Annotated in this window: 27 protein-coding genes and 1 pseudogene; 24 read left to right on the forward strand and 4 right to left on the reverse strand. The window is 41.9% G+C overall.

Translation table 11 applies throughout. From position 1 onward, the window contains the following. The first annotated feature begins 18 nt into the window (after positions 1-18). Complete coding sequence (locus QFZ73_RS23820) at positions 19-978, forward strand: DUF4822 domain-containing protein (RefSeq protein WP_307271450.1); 960 nt, start codon at positions 19-21, stop codon at positions 976-978. Positions 979-1,049: 71 nt separating this feature from the next. Here the strand turns inward: QFZ73_RS23820 and QFZ73_RS23825 are convergent. The 4 genes and pseudogenes from QFZ73_RS23825 to QFZ73_RS23840 all read right to left on the reverse strand — a co-directional run. Continuing rightward, positions 1,050-1,554: pseudogene (locus QFZ73_RS23825) on the reverse strand (methyl-accepting chemotaxis protein); the annotation flags it as partial. Continuing rightward, positions 1,545-1,778: a hypothetical protein gene (locus tag QFZ73_RS23830; protein WP_307271452.1), complete on the reverse strand. Its 234-nt coding sequence runs from the start codon at positions 1,776-1,778 to the stop codon at positions 1,545-1,547. The pseudogene QFZ73_RS23825 and the gene QFZ73_RS23830, both read right to left, overlap by 10 nt. 135 nt (positions 1,779-1,913) lie before the next feature. After that, positions 1,914-2,288 (reverse strand): hypothetical protein, encoded by a 375-nt coding sequence (locus QFZ73_RS23835; protein ID WP_307271454.1) that lies wholly within the window; start codon positions 2,286-2,288, stop codon positions 1,914-1,916. Further along, a complete protein-coding gene (locus QFZ73_RS23840) occupies positions 2,278-2,565 on the reverse strand; it encodes a hypothetical protein (RefSeq protein ID WP_307271457.1) in 288 nt (95 codons plus the stop codon). Before QFZ73_RS23840 ends, QFZ73_RS23835 begins: the two co-directional genes overlap by 11 nt. Positions 2,566-3,624: 1,059 nt before the next feature. Between QFZ73_RS23840 and QFZ73_RS23845 the strand changes: the two genes are divergently transcribed. From QFZ73_RS23845 to QFZ73_RS23955, 23 genes are all read left to right on the forward strand, one after another. Then, a complete protein-coding gene (locus QFZ73_RS23845; RefSeq protein ID WP_251433834.1) occupies positions 3,625-4,653 on the forward strand; it encodes a TRAP transporter substrate-binding protein in 1,029 nt (342 codons plus the stop codon). Between the two features lie 36 nt (positions 4,654-4,689). Continuing rightward, the gene (locus QFZ73_RS23850; RefSeq protein ID WP_373458969.1) at positions 4,690-5,262 is read left to right on the forward strand and encodes a TRAP transporter small permease; all 573 of its coding nucleotides are present in this window, start codon (positions 4,690-4,692) and stop codon (positions 5,260-5,262) included. Further along, positions 5,259-6,536 (forward strand): TRAP transporter large permease, encoded by a 1,278-nt coding sequence (locus tag QFZ73_RS23855; RefSeq protein WP_307271461.1) that lies wholly within the window; start codon positions 5,259-5,261, stop codon positions 6,534-6,536. The genes QFZ73_RS23850 and QFZ73_RS23855 overlap by 4 nt, the downstream gene beginning before the upstream one ends. 60 nt (positions 6,537-6,596) lie before the next feature. Further along, positions 6,597-7,643, forward strand: coding sequence for a TRAP transporter substrate-binding protein (locus tag QFZ73_RS23860; RefSeq protein ID WP_251433831.1), 1,047 nt, complete (start codon positions 6,597-6,599; stop codon positions 7,641-7,643). A gap of 24 nt (positions 7,644-7,667) precedes the next feature. Then, positions 7,668-8,918, forward strand: coding sequence for a nickel pincer cofactor-dependent isomerase, group 22 (locus QFZ73_RS23865; protein WP_307271466.1), 1,251 nt, complete (start codon positions 7,668-7,670; stop codon positions 8,916-8,918). A gap of 64 nt (positions 8,919-8,982) precedes the next feature. Beyond that, complete coding sequence (locus QFZ73_RS23870; RefSeq protein ID WP_307271469.1) at positions 8,983-11,187, forward strand: dihydroxy-acid dehydratase domain-containing protein; 2,205 nt, start codon at positions 8,983-8,985, stop codon at positions 11,185-11,187. A 61-nt stretch (positions 11,188-11,248) separates the two neighbouring features. Beyond that, positions 11,249-12,016, forward strand: a complete 768-nt coding sequence (locus tag QFZ73_RS23875; protein WP_307271472.1) for an IclR family transcriptional regulator — start codon at positions 11,249-11,251, stop codon at positions 12,014-12,016. Between the two features lie 31 nt (positions 12,017-12,047). Continuing rightward, positions 12,048-12,935 (forward strand): fumarylacetoacetate hydrolase family protein, encoded by an 888-nt coding sequence (locus QFZ73_RS23880; protein ID WP_251433825.1) that lies wholly within the window; start codon positions 12,048-12,050, stop codon positions 12,933-12,935. 11 nt (positions 12,936-12,946) lie between these two features. Continuing rightward, on the forward strand, positions 12,947-13,246 hold the full coding sequence (locus tag QFZ73_RS23885; protein WP_251433822.1) for a UxaA family hydrolase: 300 nt from the start codon (positions 12,947-12,949) through the stop codon (positions 13,244-13,246). Positions 13,247-13,250: 4 nt separating this feature from the next. Then, entirely contained in the window at positions 13,251-14,408 is a 1,158-nt protein-coding gene (locus QFZ73_RS23890; RefSeq protein WP_307273025.1) for a UxaA family hydrolase, read from the forward strand. A gap of 25 nt (positions 14,409-14,433) precedes the next feature. After that, positions 14,434-15,903: an alpha-ketoglutaric semialdehyde dehydrogenase GucD gene (gene gucD, locus QFZ73_RS23895; protein WP_373459032.1), complete on the forward strand. Its 1,470-nt coding sequence runs from the start codon at positions 14,434-14,436 to the stop codon at positions 15,901-15,903. A gap of 68 nt (positions 15,904-15,971) precedes the next feature. Next, the gene (dgoD, locus tag QFZ73_RS23900) at positions 15,972-17,120 is read left to right on the forward strand and encodes a galactonate dehydratase (protein ID WP_307271481.1); all 1,149 of its coding nucleotides are present in this window, start codon (positions 15,972-15,974) and stop codon (positions 17,118-17,120) included. Positions 17,121-17,138: 18 nt separating this feature from the next. Further along, entirely contained in the window at positions 17,139-18,050 is a 912-nt protein-coding gene (locus QFZ73_RS23905; protein ID WP_307271484.1) for a dihydrodipicolinate synthase family protein, read from the forward strand. Next, on the forward strand, positions 18,047-18,994 hold the full coding sequence (locus QFZ73_RS23910) for a U32 family peptidase (RefSeq protein ID WP_307271487.1): 948 nt from the start codon (positions 18,047-18,049) through the stop codon (positions 18,992-18,994). Before QFZ73_RS23905 ends, QFZ73_RS23910 begins: the two co-directional genes overlap by 4 nt. Positions 18,995-19,061: 67 nt before the next feature. After that, a complete protein-coding gene (locus QFZ73_RS23915; RefSeq protein WP_307271488.1) occupies positions 19,062-20,021 on the forward strand; it encodes a C-terminal binding protein in 960 nt (319 codons plus the stop codon). Between the two features lie 14 nt (positions 20,022-20,035). Beyond that, positions 20,036-20,899 carry a fumarylacetoacetate hydrolase family protein gene (locus QFZ73_RS23920; protein ID WP_307271491.1) on the forward strand — a complete coding sequence of 288 codons (864 nt, stop codon included), beginning with the start codon at positions 20,036-20,038 and terminating at the stop codon, positions 20,897-20,899. A gap of 23 nt (positions 20,900-20,922) precedes the next feature. Next, positions 20,923-21,879: a sugar kinase gene (locus QFZ73_RS23925; RefSeq protein ID WP_307271493.1), complete on the forward strand. Its 957-nt coding sequence runs from the start codon at positions 20,923-20,925 to the stop codon at positions 21,877-21,879. 13 nt (positions 21,880-21,892) lie between these two features. Further along, positions 21,893-22,525 (forward strand): bifunctional 4-hydroxy-2-oxoglutarate aldolase/2-dehydro-3-deoxy-phosphogluconate aldolase, encoded by a 633-nt coding sequence (locus QFZ73_RS23930; RefSeq protein WP_307271496.1) that lies wholly within the window; start codon positions 21,893-21,895, stop codon positions 22,523-22,525. A gap of 185 nt (positions 22,526-22,710) precedes the next feature. Continuing rightward, a complete protein-coding gene (gene larE, locus QFZ73_RS23935; protein ID WP_307271498.1) occupies positions 22,711-23,526 on the forward strand; it encodes an ATP-dependent sacrificial sulfur transferase LarE in 816 nt (271 codons plus the stop codon). Further along, the gene (gene larB / locus QFZ73_RS23940; RefSeq protein ID WP_307271502.1) at positions 23,523-24,293 is read left to right on the forward strand and encodes a nickel pincer cofactor biosynthesis protein LarB; all 771 of its coding nucleotides are present in this window, start codon (positions 23,523-23,525) and stop codon (positions 24,291-24,293) included. The genes larE and larB overlap by 4 nt, the downstream gene beginning before the upstream one ends. Continuing rightward, the gene (larC, locus tag QFZ73_RS23945) at positions 24,274-25,116 is read left to right on the forward strand and encodes a nickel pincer cofactor biosynthesis protein LarC (RefSeq protein WP_307271506.1); all 843 of its coding nucleotides are present in this window, start codon (positions 24,274-24,276) and stop codon (positions 25,114-25,116) included. Before larB ends, larC begins: the two co-directional genes overlap by 20 nt. Beyond that, entirely contained in the window at positions 25,113-25,589 is a 477-nt protein-coding gene (gene larC2, locus QFZ73_RS23950; protein ID WP_307271509.1) for a nickel pincer cofactor biosynthesis protein LarC2, read from the forward strand. Before larC ends, larC2 begins: the two co-directional genes overlap by 4 nt. Next, a complete protein-coding gene (locus QFZ73_RS23955) occupies positions 25,586-26,224 on the forward strand; it encodes an urease accessory protein UreH (RefSeq protein WP_307271512.1) in 639 nt (212 codons plus the stop codon). Before larC2 ends, QFZ73_RS23955 begins: the two co-directional genes overlap by 4 nt. The last annotated feature ends 178 nt before the right edge of the window (positions 26,225-26,402 follow it).

Consider the following 26,402-nt stretch of genomic DNA (forward strand, 5'->3'; position numbering starts at 1 on the left):
TAATGAGGAGACGAAAAAATGAACAAAAAAGCAAAAATTTCATCATCTATACTACTTGGGTTAATATTGGCCATAACAGGATATAACACAAACGCACAAGACAATCATAGTGCACAGAAACATGAACAAACAGCTAAAGAGAGTAAACAAGAAAATAAGTTAACCACAGGACAGGAATTGACTAAAATTCTTAGTAGCACGAATTGGAAAGGAACTAAAGTTTATGATAAGAATAATAATGACTTAACAAAGGAGAATGCAAACTTTATTGGTCTAGCAAAATATGATGCTGAAGCATCGAGATATGAATTTTTTGATAAAAATACAAAAAAAAGTCGTGGTGATAAAGGAACTTTCTTTATCACAAATGGGAAGATTCGAGTGTTAATTTCAGAATCAATGGGTTACCAAGCAGTTGTTGAAATAACAGAACTGAATAAGGATATGTTTACTTATAAAAGAATGGGTAAAGATGCAAATGGTAACGACGTAGAAGTGTTTGTTGATCATATTCCTTATACTGAAACAGAACTTTCCTTTACTGATCCAGACAAAAATTTGGAAACTTATACAGGCGAAGTAGTTACAGACGTTGATGGAGACAAAATTTTATCAAGCACCCCATGGCAAGGAACGGTGGCATTGGATGAAAAGGGAAATGATGTATCAAGCTATAACTCGAATTATTTAGGTCTGGCAAAATATGATGATAAAACAAATAAGTATGAATTTTTTGATGCTAAAACCGGTGAAAGCCGTGGTGATTACGGTTATTACGATGTTGTTCATGGAAATAAGATAAGAGCCCTTGTTTCACAAGGGGAAAATAAGTATGGCGCAGTTCTTGAACTTACAGAGCTTAATGAAAATAAATTCACTTATAAACGAATCGGTAAAGATAAAGATGGAAAAGAAATAACGATAACAGTTGAACATATACCTTATGAAGGTGATTTGAAACTAAAATCAACTAAGTAAATAAAAAGGGATTTTGTATTAATTGCAAAATCCCTTTCTTAATATAGTAATAGAATAGTGGTACAAGGTTTTTACACGTTAAACTGTTCAACGGATGTTTCCAGGTCATAAGCGAGCTTTAACATCGAGGAGGTTGAGAAGGAGATGTCCTCCATGGATTTCGCTTGTTGATCGGTTGATTGTGCCACTTGATTTGAAGCCACTGCAGTTTCCCTTGTTAACCCTGCAAAATCTTCTATCGAAGCATTGATTTCCTGAGAACTTGCTGCCATTTGCTCTGTAATGGCGGATATTTCTTGAATCTGATCACTAACATTCTCAAAAGATTTTATGCTCTGTTTAAAAGATTCTCTTGTATTCAGGACTAATTTTGTCCCTTCCTCTACCTCTTTAGTTCCAGTTTCCATCATTTTAACTGACTCATTTATGATGGATTTAAAATGAAGCAGGGACTCTTGTATATTGATTGCAGATTCCTTCGCCTACCGCCAATTTCCGTACCTCGTTCGATACCACCGCAAAACCTTTACCCTGTTCACCGGCTCTAGCAGCTTCAATTGCCGCAATTAGTTTAAGAGTTCATTTATATCTTTATTTCCAATGAAAATTCTAGTTGAAACATGATTGGTCTGTTCGCTTACCTCTGAAGAAGCTCCTGCAACTTGCTGAATGCCTTTAACGATATATTGTGTGGAAGTATCCATTTCTTTGATTTTGTGTTCGATATCACTTGATGACTCCAAAAGCTGGAATGACGAGCTTTTCAAGGAGTTGACGATCATAATTGTATTGGTAATCATTTCTTCAAAGGATTTCACTAAAACATTGATTTAGTCGTTTCCATTTACTTTTATGTTGCTGATCAGTTTATTGGCTGTTAATAAATTTCCATTTGAGATTTCCTTTGCAGCCAAGCTGACCTTGAGAAGGGGGGCTTAACTTTCTAGTGGAGAACCATATTTAGGCACCCACACGATCGCCATTAAGATTACATTGATTATTATAGTAAGGGGAAGGATGCCACCCAAAACCTCGCTGGCCGTAGCATCGACTTTACTGGCATCAATATCGACCCCTAGTATTCCAATGACCTCGTCACCTTTCTTTATGGGAACAAAAACGGATGAATAGTCACCACATTCAGGATCATGAACGATGGAAGTGGTAGAAACCTTTCCCTTCATGACGCTTTCTACATCTAGAAATGAAGTTGCGGTTGTGGGGGTTAAAATGGCAGATGCTTTTTTATCTTCCTTAGCCATTCCATCTATAAGAATATGGACTTTTTCGCTACTTTCGTTAATCCCCAATGTATATACATAATGCTCCAGTTTTTTGTCTATAATCGTCTAACTGTTCGGGTATCTCCCAATATGTAGAGGTTTCGGATTGATTACTTAAAAAATCAGCATAAGATGTTGGATTTATTCCTTGAGGGAGGTTGCTTGCTATGTCTAAGCTGCTCATAGCGATTGTTTTCTCAACCGTATCATTTGTACTTATATACATTAATAGTAAACTTCCAATTAATGTAATGATCATACCTGTTAAAAGAACAAAACCTATTTTCGTACTGAGTCTATTCATCTTTGTTTATTCCTTCCCCATGTTATATATTAACCATGGTTTATATATCGGTAATATTTAAATATATTTAATGAGACCTTTTTAAAACCTTCGGGTGAAGTTTTTATTCCTTCTTTAACCTGTTGTAAGAGAGGTTCATAATGAAATGATCTCAAAATAAATAATGGATTGTAATTTTTCAAAAGAGAAAAAAGTATAAATCTTTAAAAATGGAAAATAACTTTTGAAGGATAGGGACGGGTTAAAATAATTAATAACAAGGAAAAAATTAAACAAACGATTACCACTTTGATGAAGCGCAAGGGGAATCAAGAAAAATAAATATGGCCAAAAGCATCATTTCATTTGATATCCCGGAAAAATATTATGTATTTATATCTTTAATTTATTTTGATTAAAAGGGTCTTTCTTTTTCTCGTAGAGTAGGGTTATAAAATAAACTATAAACGAGATAATGGAATTGTATTAGAATCATGTCGCCCTACCCAAATAGAAAGTAAAGTAATTCCTCAAGACAGATTTTTCAGCAGGAAAAACAAAATTCCCGACTAAAAGCTCAATTAAAAGAAGAGGAATGCATTTTAAGGAAAACCTTATTGTTATGTTTGATTTTCTATCCTATAACTATATTAGTATAGAAAAAAATCCATCTTTCCCGCCCTGATTCTATAAATCTTGACTGGAAAGGATAAGATTAATATATGTTGATCCTGTAAATATTAATTAGTGAAAAATAGAGTATTTGTTAAATTGTTATAAAATTCAAAAAATGGTTTGACATTAGTGAAAATGGAAGCTTATAATCAACGTAAGATTTCAAATTCAAAAACCGAGTTTTATATTATAGAACAAATTAGCCCTTCATTTTATTAAAAGTAATCGTTTATGTGAAACGCAATTAGAAGTGAAGTGTTTTCCTTACTCCGAATAAAACATAAAACAAAAACGGAGTTTTATAATATAAAACAATTTAACTTTGGCTTATACAAGGGTGAGGAGAAGTTCTTAATATCAGCAATAAATGATAACGCTTACAAAAAACTTTTAGGAGGGTTTTTATTGAAAAAAAGAAAGCTTTTTGTATTCTCCACAAGCTTAACTCTTGCAATGGCATTCCTTTTATCTGGATGTGGTGGAGGTGAGGGAGAAAAGACCAGTGGATCTGGAGTTGAAAAGAAAACAATTAAAGTGGCAAATTATTTTGCTGAAAATCATCCTCAAAACATTGCTTTGAAAGAAAAATTCAAAAGAATAGTAGAAAAGGAGAGTAATGGTGAACTAGAGGTTCGGATATATGCGAACAGTACATTAGGTGCAGAAAAAGAATTTTATGACGGCGTCAGAAACGGAACGATTGAAATGGGTGTTCCAGGACTAATTATGCAGTCGGACATTCCAAAAATGGGTGTTCCGGAATGGCCTTTCCTATTTAGGGATTACGATCATGTAAAGAAGGTATTGAATGGACCTATCGGAGAGGAATTGACAGAAGAGCTTGATCCAAAACATGGAGTGACACCGCTCGCATGGAGTGCAAATGGATTTAGGATGTTTTCGAGTAATCGTCCAATTAAGAGTATGAAAGATTTTGATGGACTTCGACTCAGAATGCCGAACATTCCGAATTACATAAAATTAGGTGAATCATTGGGAGCAAACGTTAGCCCATTACCCATTTCAGAAGTTTTTACCGCACTTGAACAAAAGGTAGTTGATGCTCAAGATAATCCCATTGCCACGCTGAGATCCTCGGGGTGGAATGAAGTTCAAAGTGATGTACTGGAATCCAAGCATATGTTCAGCCCCAATATTTACATTATCAATAGCAAATTCTATAAAGGGCTGACAAAGGAACAACAAACGATCATTCAAAAAGCAGCAAAAGTGTCGGCAGCATATGAGTTTGATTTGATGGAAAAAAGTTATGAAGATGACAAAGCATATCTTAAGGATAATGGAATCAAATTTACTAAGCCTGACGAAGACTTTTCACAAGAGATGTTAAAAGCATCACAACCTGTTTATGATGAAGTCTTTGAGGAAAATGACTGGGCGGAGGAGCTTGTCGGAAAAATAAAAGCAGAATGAAGCAGGCGCTTTAGATAGGAAGGGGGAGATGTATAGGTGAATAAAATTTCCAGAACCTTAGAAAATTCGTTGAACATTATTATGGCAGCTGCGTTAGCAATTATGGTTGTTCTTGTGTTTGGTAATGTAGTTCTTCGTTATTTCTTTAATTCAGGGATTACTTGGTCAGAAGAAATGTCAAGGTATCTCTTTATTTGGTTGACGTTCCTAGGCGCCATCGGAGCTTTCAAAAACAAAGAACACTTGGGTGTCGACATGGTCATCAAACGGCTACCGAATAAGATGAAAAAAGTGGTTCTTGTTATTAGTGATTTGATGATGTTAATCGTTCTTCTCCTGATCCTGGATGGCAGCTGGAAAATGACATTGATAAACATTGATAGTACTGCACCAGCCACCGGCATGCCACTGGCATTTGTTTATGGGACAGGCATTCTTGTGAGTGTTTCAATGGGCAGCATGATCATTTTCAATTTGTATCGGATTTTCTTCAATAAAATTAAAGACGAAGAATTGGTGATGATAAGTGAGTCGGAAGAGCTAATTTCTCTCCATACTGATGAATTTGCTTCAGATATTAGAATCGGCAAGGAGGAGAAACAGGGATGATAGGTGTATTTGTCGGATCTTTACTGGGAGCCATGGGACTTGGAATACCTATTGCCTTTGCCTTACTTGTGAGTAGCGTAGTGTTAATGTATTTCCTTGGTATTTTTGATAGTCAAATTATCGCACAAAATCTAATCAGTGGCGCGGATAACTTCCCTCTAATGGCCATACCGTTCTTTATGCTGGCAGGAGAGGCGATGAATCGGGGCGGTTTATCACGGCGTATCGTTGAGATGGCAATGAATTTGGTTGGCCATATCAAGGGAGGCCTTGGCTATGTTGCGATCATTGCGAGTGTGTTGTTTGCGAGTTTATCAGGATCTGCCGTTGCCGATACGGCAGCGCTTGGGGCTATATTAATTCCAATGATGGTGAAGTCTGGTTATGATGTGAACCGGTCAAGTGGGTTGATTGCATCCGGTGGTATCATTGCCCCGATCATTCCGCCAAGTATCGGCTTTATCATTTTCGGTGTCGCAAGTGGTGTGTCCATTACAAAGCTGTTTATGGCAGGCATCGTTCCAGGTATTTTACTAGCGGTTGGACTTACGGTTACCTGGGCCATTGTTGCACGAAAAGATAAAGTCGCCGTTAACCCTCGAGCTTCAGCAAAAGAAATACTCACTTCTCTTCGTCAAGGCATTTGGGCTCTGTTCCTGCCCGTCATTATCATTGGTGGATTGAAATTCGGTTTATTCACACCGACTGAAGCGGCAGTGGTGGCTGCAGTCTACGCAATATTTGTCGGTCTTGTAATCTATCGCGAAATGAAAGTGAAAGATTTGTATGAGGTCTTTGTTCATGCAGGAAAAATGACGAGTGTTGTCATGTTTCTCGTCGCTGCAGCACTCGTGTCATCCTGGCTGATAACTGTAGCCGATTTACCTGGTGAGGTAATTGGATTGCTGGAGCCATTTATGGATCATCCATTCCTTCTATTAATAATGATAAACTTATTGGTCATCGTAGTTGGAACTGCTATGGATATGACACCGACAATCCTTATTCTAACACCTGTCTTGATGCCATTGGTGGTCGCTGCAGGTATTGATCCAGTTTACTTTGGTGTCCTGTTTATCCTGAATAACGCCATCGGTTTACTTACACCACCGGTCGGAACCGTGTTAAATGTCATGTGCGGCATAAGTAAGATCAGTATGGAAGAAATCATGAAGGGGATTTGGCCTTTCTTGCTCGTGGAAGTAATTGTATTGATCTTGTTGATTTTGTTTCCTTCCTTAGTGCTGGTTCCTCTAGAATGGTTTACCTCCTAACGGAATTAAACAAGTAATTGGGTCTATATGCTGATATTCATCTTATTTTATAGGGGGAAAATGAAAATGAATAATTTGTTCAAACGTTTGGCGGTTGGAGTTTTACTGCCTTCAGTACTACTATTAAGTGCTTGCGGAAGCGGACAAAATGAAAGCGCTACAGCTGACGGTATACAGGAAAGAACAATCAAAGCAGGAATCGGAAATAGCAAAATGCACCCACAAGGGCAGGGGATGGAAAAATTTAAAGAACTGCTTGAAGAAAAAAGCGGCGGGAAAATGAAAGTCAAAAACTTCTTTGATGCCACTCTTGGAGATGATCAGAAAATGACAGAAGCACTTCAAGGCGGTTTACAGGAAGTAACAGTGCCTTCAACTTCTCCACTTGTTGGTATGATTAAGGAATTTGGAATTTATGACTTCCCATTCGTCTTTAATAATGAAGAAGAAGCTTATACAGTACTTGATGGTGCAGTAGGCAAAAAACTTTTGGATAAATTACCGGAACATGATTTAGTAGGTTTGGGATACTGGGAAAACGGCTTCCGGAACATAACCAATAGTAAACATCCGGTTAAAACGGCTGATGATTTCAAAGGTCTTAAACTTCGTACCATGCAAAATGAAGTGCATTTAGATGCATTTTCAAAGTTAGGGGCGAATCCATCGCCGATGGCCTTCTCTGAAGTATTTACTGCGTTGGAAACTGGCACTGTTGATGGGCAGGAGAACCCACTAGCAACAATTCAAACGCAAAAATATAATGAAGTGCAAGACTACTTAAGTCTTACAAATCATGTTTATACACCATTTGTATTCCTTGTAAGTAAAAAGTTCTGGGATGACCTATCAGAACAAGAGCAAAAAATCATGAGTGAGGCCGCACAAGAGGCTGGAAAGTATCAACGGGAAGTTAACCAAAAAGAAAATGAAAAAGCACTTAAGTATCTAAAAGAAGAAGGAATGGAAATCAATGAAGTAGAGCCGGAAGAAATGGAAAAAATGAAGAAAGTCATCCAACCAGTGACGGACGAATATGCTCAGAAATTTGGTCAGGATCTAGTAAAAGAAATGATGAGCGAAGTTGAAAAAGTACGCGGTAAATAATCCAGACTGTTTGGAGGATAGAAAATGGATATTATCTCTGAACTTTTAAGTGAAATCCGATTACCGAAAATGGTCAAAGTGAGGCAGAAATTTCGTACACCTCAAATCGCTGATGTAGCTGGTGAGGTGAAGAAGGCGATAAAAGAAGCAGGTGTCTTATCAAGAATAAATGAAGATGACAAGGTGGCAATTGCAGTAGGAAGCAGAGGGGTGGCGGACCTACCTATATTAGTAAGAGAAACGGTAGCGGCCGTTATGGCGGCTGGTGGCAATCCTTTTATTGTCCCTGCAATGGGAAGCCATGGGGGTGCTACAGCAGAAGGGCAAATCGATGTGTTGCTTCAGCTGGGTATTTCAGAAGAAGCGGTTGGAGCGCCAATCATGTCATCGATGGAAGTTATTAAACTGGATGAATTGCCAAATGGGCTCCCTGTCTATATTGATAAGCTTGCATATGAATCGGATAAAATCATAGTCATTAATCGGATAAAACCACATACGGCATTTCGTGGACCGGTTGAAAGCGGACTTATGAAAATGATTACAATCGGTTTAGGCAAGCAAAAGGGAGCCGAAGCTGCACATGCATACAGCTTTAAGTATATGGCGGAACATGTCCCTGAAATGGCGAAAATTTCCTTAGCGGAAGCTCCTATCATATTTGGTCTTGCGACTATTGAAAATGCCTATGATAAACCAGCGAAAATCGTCGCAGTCCCAGCAGAGGAACTGGAGGAAGTTGAGCCGGGACTATTGCTTGAAGCAAAATCATTGATGCCAAAAATACATTTCGATTCGATGGACGTACTTATTGTAAATGAACTCGGAAAGGACATTTCGGGGGATGGAATGGATCCGAATATTACGGGTAACTTCGCCACTCCATATGCTACCGGGGGGCCAGACGTTAAACGGACCGTTGTACTTGGACTTACTGAAAAAACTCACGGTAATGCAAACGGCATCGGTATGGCTGATATGACGACGAAGGCCGTCATGAATGAAATCGAATGGGAAAAAGGCTATGCCAATGCACTAACAAGCACAGTGACAGATGTAGTAAAGCTCCCGATGTTTTTAGATACGCAGGAATTGGCTGTTAAAGCTGCTATCAAAACGTGCAATGCCTTCGATTTGAATAAAGTGAGAGTAGTAAGAATAAAAAACACGCTTGAAATCGGTGAAATTTGGATTTCTGAAAGCATGATGGAAGAAGCTTTAAAAAACAAAAATATAGAGATCCTGTCAGAACCAGAAGAATTGGCACTAGACTAAAAACCTTCTTTAATATTTTTAGAGAATGGAAGAATTCATTTGAAATCAGAAAAGGAGTGCTGAAATGACACACCTATATCCACTAATTGATAACGAAATAAACCCTTACCGCGATAATGTACAGGGAAAAGCAAATGAACCCATTACGGTTGCGGGTCTGTTGGACCGTTCGAAGCTGACGCTTGGCTCCACATATGAAGGCGGCAAACCTGATTGGACGCTTGAAGAAATTTATATGCGGCTAGAGAGGAATGCCCCGCGTATCGCCATTATCGGTGGTTCGTCCGATCATCCGGCCCATATAATGGATCACCAAACGTCGGCACGGGCAGCAATCCGCATCTGGCAAAACGGCGGCGTGCCGTTTCACTTCTCGACACCGGTAATGTGTGATGGCACTGCGCAAAACAATCAAGGAATGAGTTACTCTCTCCAGAGCCGAAACGCGGTTGCACAAATGGTTGTCAACCAGCTAGAAGCTCACAGTTATCATGGTGCATTCGTCATTCAAGGGTGTGATAAGCAGCCTCTTGGTGTAGTAAGTGCACTCGCACATGTTGATCGTGTTCGCCGAAACCGTGGTGAAGCACCCTTTTTCGCAACATTCGCACCTGCTCACGTATTGGAAGGCGGTTCGATTCCGGCTGACGTGGTTGAAGAATTGGAAACTCTTGCGAAAAAAGCGGAAAGTAAAGGAGCTGCTGATGTAGCCGTTGATTTACGAGATACGATGGCATATATATTGCAATGCTCATCGAATACTGCATTTCAGGGCGTGTTTGAACGGGCCTATGAACGAGGAATATTGACGAAGGAACAGCATAAATATTTTGAAATGAGACTTGCTGTCGCAACATGTGACGGGCAGGGAGGTGTATGTGCCTTCAATGGTACGGGGAATAGTTCACGTCATTTAGTGGCAGGCATGGGGCTCGTTCATCCAGCCGTGGAGCTGTTAACCGATCCACCAACACAACGCCAGATTAACTCGGTGCTTGATAGCTTTGCCGGCATGATAAACGAAGAGCGCTATGGCGTGGCCAACATTGTCGGTGCGAACATAAAAAATGCAATCCGTATTCACAGCGCTTCGGGTGGTTCTACTAACTTAATGATGCATATTGTCGCCGGCATGCTTTATGCAGGATTCAAATTCAGCTTATGGGACCTTGACCGCATTCATCATTCACATCCAATTCCTGACTTATTTGATTACAGTTTGACAGAAGGAAGGGACATTTATTCACTTGCGATGCAGTGTTGCAGCGGGACAAGCAGAGGAATGGAAACACTTTTTTATGAACTTATGGAGAATGGTGTACCAATGGATCAGGATGCGCCGACTGTCGCAGCAAAAACTTGGAAAGAGCGTCTATCGATTACAAGTAGCCTAAAAGCGGTTAATGTAAAGAAAAATCAGGTCATTTTATCCAATCCACGCCGTGGATTCAGCGGTGTTGATGTATTAAAAGGAAACTTTTTTGAAAGCGCCGTCGTAAAAATCAGCGGAATGCCGACACCACAGCTTGACCAATTCGATGATAAGCTGGCATTTGTCCTTTATTACGAAAATGAAGATGATGCAAATAAAAGCCTGCTCGATTCAAATCTGCTTGCAAAAATAAAAGAGCAAAAGCTTTTCGAACATAATCTATTGCTCGAATCCCTTAAATACAACAATGAGCCGGAGTGGTCTCTTCTAAAGACTGCTACCTATGGGGAGTTATTTGACAGGATGGTAGAAGAGGGCACATTGAAAATTGCGGTTATTATCTCAGGACAGGGGCCAGTGGCATTCGGAATGCCGGAAATGTTTACACCAATGCAACACATCAATGCAAATCGTGTTATGAAAAAAATCGCTACAATCATTAGCGACGGCCGCTATTCAGGAGTCACATATGGTGCTGCTATAGGACATATGACACCGGAATCGTATGAAGGTGGCGGCATTGGCTTCCTTAAATCAGGGGATGTAATTCACCTTCAGCTTCGTGATCGACGGATTGATTTTGTAGATTCTACTCAACTTCGTTCAGGTAAGGTTGTTCATGATTTTGCGGATCATTTTAAAGAAGAAAGAAAATCATTGGCGACTGAACGCAAGCTGCGCATGAAAGTAAGACAAAAAATGGTTGCGGCCAGCAACAGGATGTTTGGACATACAGATGCAGCAAATGGTGTTGTCCCAATCGCTGTCATTGAGGATGCGGTTCTCGATTATGAACAGGATATTTTACTCCAAGGAGAAAAAATAGAAATAAAGTGAGGAATGCTCGTCATAAATCCGATAATATAAAGGTAGACAGAATAAAAAGGAGTGAGGAACGATGCCTATCATCCAATCGGTGGAGCGTGCCTTGAAGATATTGGATTTATTTGATGAGCGTGAGCGCGCATTAACTATCACAGAGATAAGTAAACGAATGAATTTACATAAAAGTACGGTTCATTCACTATTAAAAACCTTACAGGAGCATCACTATATTTCACAAGGCGAAGAAAATGGAAAATACTCGCTAGGATTAAAGCTATTGGAGAGGGGAAGCGTTGTTGTGACCCATCTCGATTTGCGCAACGTAGCAAGAAAGCATCTTGAATGGCTTTCAGCAACAACGAATTTAACGCTGCACCTTGTCATATTGGACGGTCAGGAAGGTGTCTATGTCGATAAGGTGGAAGGTACGGGAGTAACGGTACTCTATTCCCGTATTGGCCGGCGTGTTCCGATTCATACGAGTGCCGTTGGCAAATCTCTTGTTGCAACCAAAACGGACAGTGAACTGGATTTACTCTTGGACGGCTATGATTATACGGGACCGACCGAAAGATCGATTAGATCCAAGGAGCAGTTTTTAGCGGAAATCGAAAAAGCACGCATTAATGGCTATTCAATGGATAATGAAGAAAACGAACCGGGCATTTTCTGCCTTGCTGTACCGATAAAAGATTATTCAGGAAAGGTAATCGCAGCAATGAGTGTATCTATGCCAGCATCGAAAGTGAACGAAGAAACACATGAGTATTATGTACGTCTCTTAAAGGAATGCAGCAGTAAAATTTCGCAGGAGCTCGGTTATGAATATCAAAAAATATAAATGAGGCCTGCCATATAGGAGGAACTATAAAATGAGAATTATTCGCTATGTAAAAGAAAATAAGAGACAACTTGCTGCCGTAACAAACGAAAACAATGTGGTGGACCTCCCATTTACGGATTTTATGTCGTTGATAACAACGGCACGTCAAGATAACAGAACTGCGTTTGACATTGTAAAACAAATTGCCGCCGAAGGGGAAAAGCAGCCATTGGAAGGTCTTCAATTAACAACTCCTATCGACGCTCCGGAAGTTTGGGCATCTGGCGTTACCTATAAAAAAAGCAAGGAAGCACGTAACTACGAAGCGACGCAAGGAAAGCTGGACCGCCAAACATTCTATGACAAAGTTTATGATGCAGTGCGTCCTGAGATTTTCTTTAAATCGACTGCAGCAAGAACCGTGGGCCCGAATGATCCGGTATACTTGCGTTCAGATTCAAAATGGCAAATTCCGGAGCCGGAGCTTGGTCTTGTCATCGATAAAGAGGGAACGGTACTCGGATATATCGCAGGTAATGACATGAGTTGCCGAGATATTGAAGGTGAAAATCCGCTTTATCTTCCACAGGCAAAGGTATGGAAAAATTCTTGCTCCATTGGACCGGCCATCTTGTTAAAAGAGGCTGTACCAGATCCATATGAGCTTAAAATCATGTGCCGTATTTATCGAAATGAAGAAAAAGTATTTGAAGGTGAAGCGAAAGTAAACCAACTGAAACGAAAATTGGAAGAGCTTGTCGACTATTTAGTTTTAGATAACACTGTTTTTGACGGATCAGTTTTACTTACAGGTACATGCGTGGTTCCGCCAAATGAATTTACATTGAAAGGCGATGACCGAATCGAAATCGAAATACCAGGGATTGGAGTATTGAACAACCCGGTTATCCAAAGTAAAGCTGTCCAAACAATTTAAGGGGTGACAAAATGAGCGAATATAAAACACTTTACTTAAGTCCTAAAGATAGTGTAGCTGTCGCTTTATCCGAAATCCCTGAAAACACATCAGTAGTTGTGAAGACAGGGCTTGAAGAACTTGCCGTATCCATTCTTGAACCGATTCGTTTTGGACATAAGTTCGCAGTCAAATCCATCGAACAAGGAGCAGACATAATTAAATATGGGGAAGTCATTGGTGCAGCCTCAGCTTTTATTCCCGCTGGTGCACATGTTCATGTACACAATTTAGAAGGTAAAAGAGGAAGGGGTGACAAAATTGCTGAATGAAAAAATGCAGTTTTGGGGCTACCGCCGTCCGGATGGCCGCGTCGGCGTCCGGAATCATGTACTGATTTTGCCAACGATAACATGCGCGACTCAAACAGCTCAGCGCGTCACTGAATTGGTGAGCGGAACCGTCACATTCATACATCAGCATGGCTGTGCACAAGTGGGCACTGATTATGATCAAACGGCCAGAACCTATGCGGGAATGGGCATGAATCCAAATGTCTATGGTGTCATAGTACTCGGACTTGGCTGTGAAACACATCAGGCGCACCGCATTGGAGATGAAATTGCCAAATGCGGTAAACCAGTGGAAACTGTATCGATTCAGGATCATGGCGGCACTCTTCAAACCATTGCCGAAGTAGCTAAAATTGCGGTCAAAATGGTCCAGGATGCCTCGATGGTGCAAAGGGAATTATGTGATTTTAGCGAGCTGATTGTCGGCACAGAATGCGGTGGATCGGATGCATGTTCCGGCTTATCGGCTAACCCGGCAGTCGGACGTACAAGCGATTTGGTTGTTCAGCAGGGGGGAACCGCAATATTAGCGGAAACGACTGAACTCATCGGTGCAGAGCATTTGATCGCTAACCGGGCGGCAAACGACCAGGTAGCCAAAAAAGCTTATGCGGTTATTAAAATGATGGAAGACCGCTCGATTCAAATGGGCGTAGATATCCGCACCGGAAATCCGAGTCCGGGAAACATTGAGGGAGGTCTCAGTTCACTTGAAGAAAAATCACTGGGGGCAGCGACAAAATCAGGAACAACCAGACTTGAAGAAGTCATTGATTATGCCCAGGTACCCACAAAAAAAGGGCTCGTATGGATGGATACGCCTGGCCACGACATTGAGCAATTAACGGGAATGGTCGCAGGCGGTGCCCAAATCGTTCTCTTTACAAGTGGAAGAGGCACGCCAACGGGTTCTCCTATTTCACCCGTCATAAAAATCTCAACTAATACACCAATGTTTGACAGGATGAATGAAAATATGGATTTAAATGCTGGTACGATTGTCGATGGTTTAGAAACCGTTGATGAAGTGGGAAGGCGCATTATGAAAGAAATTCAACATGTTTCAAACGGAAAACTAACCAAAGCAGAGATATTAAAGCAGCATGACTTTGGTATATGGAGAATTGGACCGACATTCTAAAACGAAAAAGGAGCTAAAGATTATGATGATATCAACTACATTTGCAACGAAAACATATAAAAATTTCATTAATAATGAGTGGGTGAATGCATCTTCTGGAAATACGATCGAAAGCATTAATCCTGCGGACCAAGAACCGGTTGGGTACGTACAAAGCTCAACGGAAGATGACTTGAATAAAGCTGTAGCTTCTGCGCATAAAGCAAAGAGGGATTGGCGCAGGCTCGGGCAGTCTGCACGTGGACAAATCCTTTTCAAAACGGCCAATATATTGGAAGAAAATCTAGATGAAATTGCCGAAACCATGACTCGCGAAATGGGTAAAACGTTACCGGAAGCAAAAGGTGAAACGGCACGGGGTGTTGCAATCCTGCGTTACTATGCTGGGGAAGGGATGCGGAAAGATGGCGATGTTATTCCATCATCCGATAAAGATGCCCTAATGTTTACGAAACGCACCCCACTTGGTGTTGTCGGGATAATCACGCCATGGAACTTCCCGGTTGCAATTCCCATCTGGAAAATGGCTCCTGCTCTTGTATATGGCAACTCAATCGTATGGAAACCCGCTACGGAGGGAGCCGTTACTGCAGCGAAAGTGATGGAATGCTTCACAAAAGCAGGCTTCCCGGAGGGCGTTGTGAACTTCATTACCGGTAAGGGGTCGATCATCGGTCAAGGACTCATCGATCATCCGCTTTTAAATGCGATTACATTTACCGGTTCTGAAAGTGTTGGTCAGAGCGTCGCAAAATCAGCTTCCGCCCGCGGGATAAAATATCAGCTTGAAATGGGTGGCAAGAATCCAGTCATCGTAACGAAAGATGCGAACATCGACCAAGCTGTCGAGGCGGTCATCAGCGGCGGATTTCGTTCTTCCGGCCAGAAATGCACAGCTTCAAGTCGTGTTGTCGTTGAATCGTCAGTCTATGATGAATTCAAACAAAAACTGGTAAAAGCAGCAGCGGAAATTACAGTCGGCAACGGTCTTCAAGAGGGCATTTGGATGGGCCCATGTGCAAGCGAAAGCCAGTTCAAAACGGTGACAGATTACATTGAAAAAGGCAAGCAGGAGGGCGCAAAACTCATACATGGCGGGGAGATATTAACTGGCGGAGACTATGATAGGGGCTTTTTCATTACACCAGCGATTTTTGAAGACGTGACGTCCGAAATGGAGATTGCACAGGCAGAAATTTTTGGACCAGTTATCGCGCTTATGAAAGCAACCGATCTTGTCGAAGCGATTGACTTGGCAAATAATACGAAGTACGGATTGAGTGCATCAATCTTCACATCAAATATTAGCTCAATTTTGGAATTCATCGATGAAATTGAAGCAGGGCTTGTCCGCATTAACGCAGAAAGCGCGGGCGTAGAGTTGCAAGCCCCATTCGGAGGTATGAAAGCATCAAGCACGGGTTCGCGAGAGCAGGGTGAAGCGGCGAAAGAATTTTATACAGCCATAAAAACGGTTTTTATTAAAGGTTCTTAACAAGTGCAAGGGAGGTTTCCATGTTAGAAAATCTCTCTTTCTTCCAATAAAACATTGCGAGGTGCTTGATGAAAATCATAAAAATTTCTTTATACAAAGTTCCGCCCCGCTGGCTGTTTTTAAAAATCGATACGGATGAAGGCATTTCCGGATGGGGAGAGCCTGTCGTGGAAGGCCGTGCAGAAACGGTTAAAGCAGCAGTTAACGAATTGACCGATTATTTGATCGGGAGAAATCCGAACGACATTGAAGACATCTGGCAAACGCTTTATCGAGGTGGATTTTACCGTGGGGGCCCAATTTTAATGAGTGCCATTTCAGGCATTGAGCAGGCACTATGGGATATAAAAGGAAAATACTTCGATATTCCTGTATACCAAATGCTCGGCGGCAAAGCACGTCAAAAAATTAAAGTGTACTCATGGGTTGGAGGAGATCGACCGGTGGATGTCGTTGCTGCCGCAATAGAAAAACAGAAAGAGGGCTTCCTTGCTGTCAAAATGAACGCATCAGAAGAAATGAATTACATAGATAGCTTTTCGAAAGTAGAAGCGGTCATCGAACGCGTTGCTTCAATTAGGGAAGCGGTTGGCAAAGACTTTGGCATCGGTGTGGATTTTCACGGGAGGATTCATAAAACGATGGCAAAGGTGATTGTGAAAGAACTCGAACATTTCCGTCCAATGTTCATTGAAGAACCGGTGCTCCCGGAAAATAATGAAGCTCTTCGTGAGATTGCCTGGCATACTACGTGTCCGATTGCGACGGGAGAAAGAATGTATACTCGTTGGGGCTTTAAGCAGCTACTTCAAGATGGTTATGTCGATATAATACAGCCGGATCTGTCTCATACAGGTGGTATTTTAGAGGGGAAAAAAATTGCCGCAATGGCAGAAGCGTATGATGTAGCGATTGCGCCACACTGCCCGCTCGGTCCGATGACCCTTGCTTCATCGATTCATTTGGACGCAACGACACCGAATTTCATTATTCAGGAGCAAAGCCTTGGTATTCATTACAACGAAGGCATGGACATTCTCGATTATATGAAAAATCCAGAATTATTCGATTATGAAAATGGTTATGTGAACATTCCGGATAAACCGGGTCTTGGGGTGGAAATTGATGAAGAAAAAGTGAAGCAGGCAGCAGAAACCGGACATGATTGGAAAAACCCAATTTGGCGTAATGAAGACGGAAGTATCGCTGAATGGTAAATAAAAGGAGGGAAAATAATGGACTTTCATGGCATCATTCCACCGGTAGTCACCTTATTTGATGAAACGGGGAACTTGGATATGGAGTTGAACAGAAGGTATATCGACCTATTAATCTCACGGAATATTGACGGTATTTTGTTGATGGGTAGTTCAGGTGAGTTCTCATCACTTACAACAGAAGAAAGGAAATTATACGTCCGCGAAATGTTAAAGCACATTAACGGACGAGTGCCAGTTATGGTCGGAGTCGGGCATACCGCATTAAAAGAGGTGAATGAACTGACTTCTTATGCAGAAGAGCATGGAGCGAACGGCGTTCTCGTAGTCAACCCATATTACTGGAAGCTGTCTGACGAGCAATTATACCGACATTTTTCCAGCGTAGCGAATCATACTAATCTGCAAGTTTTCATTTATAACATCCCGCTTTTGACCGGACAAAATTTATCAATCGAATTGATTAAAAAATTAGCCCAAGATCATTCAAACATTGCGGGTATTAAAGAGACGGTCAGTGATTTCGGCCACCTTCGTCAAGTGCTGGCGGAAGTGAAGAAAGTCCGCAGTGATTTTCGAGTCTTCTCTGCGTTTGACGAGCATTTGCTTCCGGCTCAAATGATTGGTGCAGCTGGGAGCATTAATGGAAGCGCTGTCTTTGCCCCGGAAATATCCGTTCAGTTATATGAATCGTATCATAAAGGTGATCTTGCGGAAGCACAGAAAAATCATCAAGTGATTTCAAAACTGATGGATGTGTACAATTACGGTCCGACATTTTTTACAGCCATGAAAGAAGCCGTTCATCAGCGCTGGTTTGACGTTGCGGCTGGACACCGTGCGCCATGCGATGTATACCCTGCTGATTTGAGTGACAAAGTAGCTTCTCTTTTAAAAAATATAAATATGAAAGAAGGCGTCCAAAAATGAAAGAATCACGCGACTTGCTCGAAAAATTAGGCTACCCATCAACTGATCTTAAAGAACTTCCTACATCAACGAAAACATTTCCGGACGGTGCTCAATACCGCATTGAACTCCCAAGTGTAGAAGGTCCTGCTGCACTAAAAGAAACATTGAAAGAAATTGACCGACTCGGTTTGACTATTCACCGAATATCTCAGGGCAGCGGCATCATGCTTCAAACGGATGAAGAAATTAAAGAAATGTGTGAAATGACAGCAGAGCGCGGCATGGAGCTGAGTTTGTTTGTCGGTCCCAGGGGTTCATGGGATGTCAGTGCGGGACCCCTTACGCCAGGAGGCAAATCTCAGGGAATCCGCCATGAAGGATCGGACCAGCTTGTTTATGCGATGGAAGACTTGAAAAGAGGAGCTGCACTTGGTCTTCGCGGTGCGTTGGTTGCGGATGAAGGACTCCTTCTTTTAACGAAAGAAATGAAAAAATACGGACAGCTTCCGGAAGACTTTGTTGTTAAGGTATCGGTTCAAATGGGTTCAGCCAATCCAGTATCCATTAAATTAATGGAAGACATCGGAGCGGATACCTATAACGTGCCACCTGCATTAACGCTGTCTAAACTTGCAGCGATCCGGCAATCAATAGACATTCCAATTGATTTATACGTTGAAGTGCCCGATACCTTCGGCGGCTTTCTTCGCTATTATGAAATACCAGAAATTATCCGTGTATTGGCGCCTGTATACATTAAATTTGGTCTGCGTAATCACCCAGATGTATACCCTTCAGGGAAACAATGGGAAAGTACCAACATCTCACTCGCTCAAGAACGTGTACGGCGTGCAGCAATTGGTATTCAAATGATCGAACGATACTATCCAGAAGCAAAAACATCGAAACTCGGTGCAGAAGGACTCGGAATTGCGAAAATCGAAAAGGCAGCAGCAAAATAGATGATTTTAACGAGAGTGATCCCCTCTGATATTCTGGTGTTTATTACTATAAAGGAGTGAAGCCCAAATGACCTTTAAAATATTATTAACGGATTACGAATTTGAGCATTTGCAATATGAAGAAGAGGTTTTTCAAGAAAGCGGTCTGGATATCGATTTCATCAAAGCGCAATGCAAGACGGAAGAAGAAGTAATGGAGCAGGCAAAAGAAGCGGATGCAATCTTAAATCAATATGCTCCTATCTCACGCCGAGTCATTGAGTCGCTTGAGAACACCAAAATCATTTCCCGCTATGGTGTCGGCGTCAATACAATTGATCTCAATGCGGCTAAGGAAAACAGGATTACTGTCGCCAATGTACCGGATTATGGGATGGAAGAAGTATCGAATCATGCATTGGCACTTCTACTTTCGTCGGCGCGGAAAGTGACACTGTTAAACAAGGAAGTGAAAAAAGGTAACTGGGACTTTAAAGTGTGTGTACCGATTCATCGTTTTAACGAGCAAACTGTTGGGGTTCTAGGTTTTGGCCGGATTCCGCGACGTTTCATTGAAAAGGTGAAACCGCTCGGTTTTAAAGCTGCTGCTTACGACCCTTTCGTATCGGCGGCAGACATGGCTGCTGTCGGGGTTCAAAAAATGGATCTCGACGAAATTATAGGCGAAGCCGATTATTTGTCGATCCATGTGCCCTTAATTGATGATACATACCACCTGATCAATGAGGAGCGCCTTAAACGAATGAAGAGTAATGCGGTCATCATTAACACGGCACGTGGACCGATAATCGATGAAAAAGCACTTTCCTATGCACTTGAAAAAGGGATAATTGCAGGTGCAGCACTTGATGTGACAGAAAAGGAGCCGGTCGGCATCGATAGCCCGCTGCTCACAATGGACAATGTCATCATTACACCGCACAGCGCTTGGTATTCTGAGGAAGCGATGGTTGAACTTCGTCAAAAAGCGGCAAGAAATATCGTTCAGGTCTTAAAAGGAGAAAAAACACCATACGCATTAACCTAAGAAAGGGGAAAAATATGAAAATAGCGACTTTTTCCGTGCAAACCGAACAGCACATCGGCATTGTTCAAGATGATCAAATTATTAGCTTAACGGCTCTCGGTCCAGAAGAATTTCCTGCTTGTATGAAAAAATTTATAGAACGAGGCAGCGAGTTGCGATCACGTGCTGAACAATTAATCGAGCAACGGGTAAATGACGATGCAATATTCAAACTGTCAGAAGTAAAGATCCTGCCGCCAATCGCAAAGCCGGATAAAATCATTTGCGTAGGACTTAACTATTTTGATCATTGCAAGGAAACCGGTATGGAGCCGCCGGAATCACCGGTCATTTTTTCAAAATATTCGAATGCGATTACCGGACATAATGATGCGATTGAAATCCCAATTAATTCAACCGAGGTCGACTTTGAAGCAGAGCTTGCGTTTGTCATTGGAAGAGAAGCGAAACATGTGTCAGAAGAAGAGGCGTATGACTATGTCTTTGGCTATACGATTATGAATGATATTAGCGCCCGAGATTTGCAATTTCAGGACGGTCAGTGGTCAAGAGGCAAAACGGCGGACACATTTGCTCCATTGGGTCCTGTTGTCGTTACACATGATGAAGTGGGGGATCCCCACAATCTAGCGATTTCGCTTGAATTAAACGGTGTAATTATGCAGGATTCAAATACAAGCAACCTGATTTTTACGGTTCCGAAAATCATATCATTTTTATCACAGTCCATGACACTAAAGCCAGGTGATTTGATTGCAACAGGTACACCACCTGGCGTTGGAATGGGACGGAATCCGAAAATCTGGTTGAAAAACGGTGACCGGATGAACGTCAGTATTGAAAGGGTCGGTACGCTTTCTAACTACGTAAAAGCCTGACAAGAGAGAAAGAAGATGATGACATGGATGTTGTAACTATAGGAGAAACAATGACAGTGTTTACCCCGAATGAAGAAGGGCCGCTTCGCCATGCCCGATCTTTTTCGATGAAGTTTGGCGGTGCGGAATCCAATGTTGCAATCGGGTTAAGCAGACTCGGTCATAGGTCACGTTGGATAAGCCGTCTCGGGGAGGATGAATTTGGTGATGCCATGCAATCGTTTATTCGCGGTGAAGGCGTTGATGTTTCGTTTGTAACGCGAGACCCTGATGCGCCTACCGGAGTCTTTTTTAAAGAATTCAGACGGCTGAATGATACTCGCGTTTATTATTATCGGAAAGGTTCGGCAGCCAGCAAAATGACGGCGGAATTACTATCTGATCTTGCCATTCAAGACGCCGCTTATCTCCATATTACCGGGATTACTCCTGCACTCGGGAATTCGTGTCAGTCGCTCTTGGATAAAGCGATCCGCATTGCTAAAGAAACTGGAACAAAAATCGTATTTGATCCCAATATTCGCTTGAAAATATGGGGTGATGAAAATAAAGCACGTCACTTCATAACAAAGTACGCCTCGGAAAGTGACATCGTCATGCCTGGTGTGGCCGAAGCCGAATTTTTATTCGGTTCCAATACTCCGGAGAAATTTGTCGATCATTTTCATGAACTCGGTATCGATACAGTTTTGCTGAAATTGGGCAAAGAAGGCTCTTTAATTTCAGCCCCGTCTGTACCGAAAACATACGTTCCTGGATTTTATGTTGAACGGGTGATTGATCCCATCGGTGCTGGGGATGCTTTTGCATCCGGTGTACTTTCCGGGCTGCTTGATGGACTGCCGCTAGATGAAGCTGCAAGGCGTGGAAATGCCATGGGTGCAATGGCTACGATGGTAAATGGCGATGTTGAGGGTTTGCCAGTTCGTGCCGACCTCGCTTTGTTCATGAGTGGCGGCGCTGATGATGTGACGAGGTAGAAAGGTGGGGAAAATGACTAAACTAGAAGAGCTTAAACATGGGAAACTGGTCGCCGTCATTCGCGGTGCACGCCCCGATCAAATTATACCAATCGCTCGAGCCCTGAAAGAAGGTGGCATCCGAACACTCGAAATTACAGTAGAAACACCAAAAGTGTGCCATTTAATTGAAAGAGTAAAAGAGGAGTTCGGTGATGATATCATAGCGGGTGCCGGTACAGTATTGGATCCTGAAACCGCACGGGCGGTCATCATGGCCGGGGCGGAATTTATCTTTTCTCCAACCCTCAATGTCAAAACGATTAAAATGACGAAGCGCTATGGCGTCATTAGCATTCCAGGTGCGTTTACACCAACCGAAATATTGACGGCATACGAGCATGGAGCTGACATTATCAAAGTTTTTCCTGCAGATGCACTGGGTGTTGGCTACTTTAGAAATCTTAAAGGGCCGCTTCCTCACATCCCTCTTATGCCAACTGGCGGTGTCAACCTTGACAACCTCGCTTCTTTTTTTAAGGCAGGGGCCATCGCGGCGGGACTTGGCGGTTCATTGATCAATCCAGAGAAATTGATTTCTGGTGAAGATTACAACAGGCTGGCAGAAACGGCAAAAAAATTCTCGGCTATCGTACAAAATAGCTAAAGCAGGCCGTCGCATATATATGAATATCAGTTCATAGGCGCTGGGAATGAAAGTATGATGGCGTGTTATTTCCTCCTTTCCTACCAATTTGATGTATCTCGTTCAATCTTTTAGTAATCGATCAGGGGTGTTATTGCTGGTGGACAGTAGATAAATTCAGACAAACCAGAAAGGGGAAAAGTGCTATGTTACTAGAAAAGTACAGAAATCTGCAAGGTATTCTCCAAAAAATGGAGTCGGTTGTGGTCGCTTTTTCAGGAGGGGTGGACAGCATGTTTTTGCTAAAAGTCGCGATTGATACTTTGGGTTATGATAATGTGTTAGCCATTACGGCAGATTCGGAAACCTATCCGTCGAGTGAGTTGAAAGAAGCCCTTATGCTATCAAAATGGATTGGTGCCAACCATCGTGTCATTCAAACTTCGGAGTTGGCCATTCCTGGATATACAGCAAATAATCAAAATCGCTGTTACTTTTGTAAAAGTAGTTTATTTGACCACCTGCTTCCTATTCTTGAAGAATATGACTTTAATAATATTATTTATGGAGTTATTGCTGATGATGCAAACGAATTTCGTCCAGGCATGAAAGCAGCTAAAGAAAAAGGAATCAGGGGACCTCTTCTAGAAGCCGATTTATTCAAAGAAGAAATAAGAGTATTGTCCAAGGAAGCCGGTTTGCCAACCTGGGATAAACCGTCATTTGCTTGCCTATCCTCACGAATAGCATATGGCGATATCATTACGAAGGAAAAATTGACAAAAGTGGATAAATCAGAGGCTTACTTAAAATCATTGGATATTCATCAGGTAAGAGTCAGGACGCATGAGGATACTGCCCGAATTGAAGTTGAACCCGATGATATGCCGCTAGTGCTCAAATACCATGAGGCAATCACGAAACGGCTGAAGCAATTCGGTTATAAGTATGTATCAATGGATCTCACGGGCTATACAAGCGGAAGTATGAATATAGCGCTTAAAAAGGAAGAAATGTTATGATTGACGATATTTTGGAGCAGGTTCAAAAGGGTTCATTGACAGTCGCGGAAGCAAAGGGAAAACTTGCATCCTATGAAAATTTAGGGTTTGTAAAAATCGATCATCATCGTAAAAGGAGACAAGGCTTTCCCGAAATTGTGTTTGGAGAAGGGAAAACATCTGAACAAATTTTAACGATTGTACAATCACTGCGGGCAAGGAATGATTCTGTACTTGTGACTCGCATTTCTCCGGAAAAAGCAGTATTTGTACAAAAAGAATGTAGTGATTTTGAGTATAACGATATGGCACGGACGCTTGCATGGGTTAAAGAAAAACCCAAATACGTTGGTTCATATATTGCAATTGTGTGCGCCGGGACATCAGATTTGCCCGTTGCTGAAGAAGCAGCCGTGACGGCGGAAACTCTAGGTATTCCAGTCAGGCGTATATACGATGTTGGTGTTGCTGGATTGCACCGCCTCCTTGATAATATAGACGAGATACGAGGGGCTACGGTATCAGTTTGTGTCGCGGGGATGGAAGGGGCACTTCCAAGTGTGTTAGGAGGACTTGTCACGAATCCAATTATTGCTGTGCCGACAAGTATTGGTTACGGTGCTAATTTTCACGGTTTATCGGCACTTTTATCGATGCTCAATTCATGCGCATCGGGTGTAAGTGTGGTGAACATCGATAATGGATTTGGTGCAGCCTACAATGCAGCGATTATATACAAACTTGTACATAAAAAGGAGGTCAATCGTGATGAGGACTTTATATTTTGACTGCTTTTCCGGCATAAGCGGAGATATGGTTATTGGTGCGTTGATTGATGCAGGTGCAGACCCTGTACAAATGGAAGAAGAGTTAAAAAAGCTGAACATAGATGAAGAGTATAATCTGTCATGGGGGAAGGTCGTCAAAAATGGCATTACGAGTACTAAATTTGATGTCATTCTTACCAGTAAATCAGAGCAAACACATGAACACAGCCACAGTCATGAACACGAACATAGTCATGGATATGAACACAGCCACAGCCATGCACATGAACACAACCACAACCATAGCCATGTGCTTCACCATCATCATGGCAGCCGTACCTACAAACAAATTGTGGAGGCTATCAACGAGGCAAACTTTAATGAATCGGTAACGAACAGGTCACTCGCCATTTTTAAGAAGATTGGTGAAGCGGAAGGGCACATACACGGGCTTCCTCTTGAAAAAGTTCACTTTCACGAGGTAGGAGCGGTGGATTCAATAATAGATATAATCGGAGCTGCAATTTTAATCGATCAGCTAGGGATTGAATCAGTTCAGTCATCAGCCATTCCAACGGGATCTGGACATATACATATTGATCACGGCATATATCCTGTTCCTGCACCTGCCACTCTTGAAATATTAAAGGGGGTACCTATTGCCTCAAACGATATTCGTTTTGAATTGACGACGCCGACCGGTGCTGCGATCGCTGCTGTTTTAGCTCAAACATTTGGCTCGCTTCCAGCCATGACTGTTAAATCGATTGGCTATGGTGCGGGAACAAAAACATTTGAAAATCATCCGAATGTCCTTCGCATTATCATAGGGGAAATCCAATGAACCGACCACCTGATCATGAGCATCTTGATGGACAAATGGTGAAAATGGAAGTGAATCTAGATGATATTTCCGGTGAATGGCTTGGACATGTAATGGATTTGCTGTTTGAATCAGGAGCAAATGATGTATATTATACGCCAATCTTTATGAAAAAAAATCGACCGGGAGTGTTATTGCAACTTCTCTGTTCACAGCAGATGATTTCGAAAATGAAGAAGATATTATTTGCTGAAACGACGACGCTCGGTATACGCTACTATCCTCTTACCGTGCACAGGCTCGAACGATCTTTTTTCACTGTACATACACAATGGGGGGAAGTGACGATAAAGAGAGGGTTCCATGAGGGTTTGCCCTTGCAGCAGGCACCTGAATATGAAGATTGCCGTAAAATTGCCGTAAAGAACAATATACCGCTTAAACAGGTGTATGAAGAAGTATGGAAGTGTCTCGGGGAGGTGGTAGAGAAATGAGTTTGGTGTCAATTCTCTCATTAGGCTTCCTATTGGGGATAAAGCATTCGTTAGAGCCGGATCACGTTATTGCAGTAGCAACCACGGCAGGAAATACGAAAAAATTATCGCGTTCCACTCTAACGGGGGTGTATTGGGGAATAGGCCATACATGTACGCTGTTTCTTATAGGGATGCTGTTCATTTGGATGAAAGGGGAAATTCCGGAGTCGTTAAGCATGACGCTGGAATTTGGCGTTGGTATTATGCTTGTTATGCTAGGGGCGAAAAGTTTATTTAAAAATCGTCCTAATATCACGAACGATAAAGATCGATTTCGTCCTTTTTTCGTGTCTGCTTTAATTGGGTTCGTCCATGGTCTCGCGGGCAGTGCTGCAATGGTCATTCTAACGATGTCGACCGTAACCGGTATAGGCGAAGGATCCATCTATATCATAATATTCGGCACAGGGACAATTATTGGCATGCTGTGCTTTACAACTTTACTAGGCATACCGTTTGCTTTGAATGGAAAAGACATCGTTTTAAACCGGATCTTCATCAAACTGGCGGGAGCTATAAGTTTTGCATTCGGACTTTATTATATATACAAATTGGGTGTAACAGAAGGCTTGTTTGCGATCTGGGCTAATTGATTTACTTTATAAGCATGACTGTAATCTCAGGCTGTCTGTAACCCATAGACAGTCTCTTTTATATTTATTAAGTCATCAAAACCAATATTAAGTAGACAATATGTCTTCAAGGAGGTTTCTCAGAAAGAAAAGGGCCACAACTGACAAAAGGCTTGTCTTAATGGGCACTCTTCAATGG

This window comes from Peribacillus sp. V2I11 (assembly GCF_030817135.1).
GTDB classification, from domain to species: Bacteria; Bacillota; Bacilli; order Bacillales; family DSM-1321; genus Peribacillus; species Peribacillus simplex.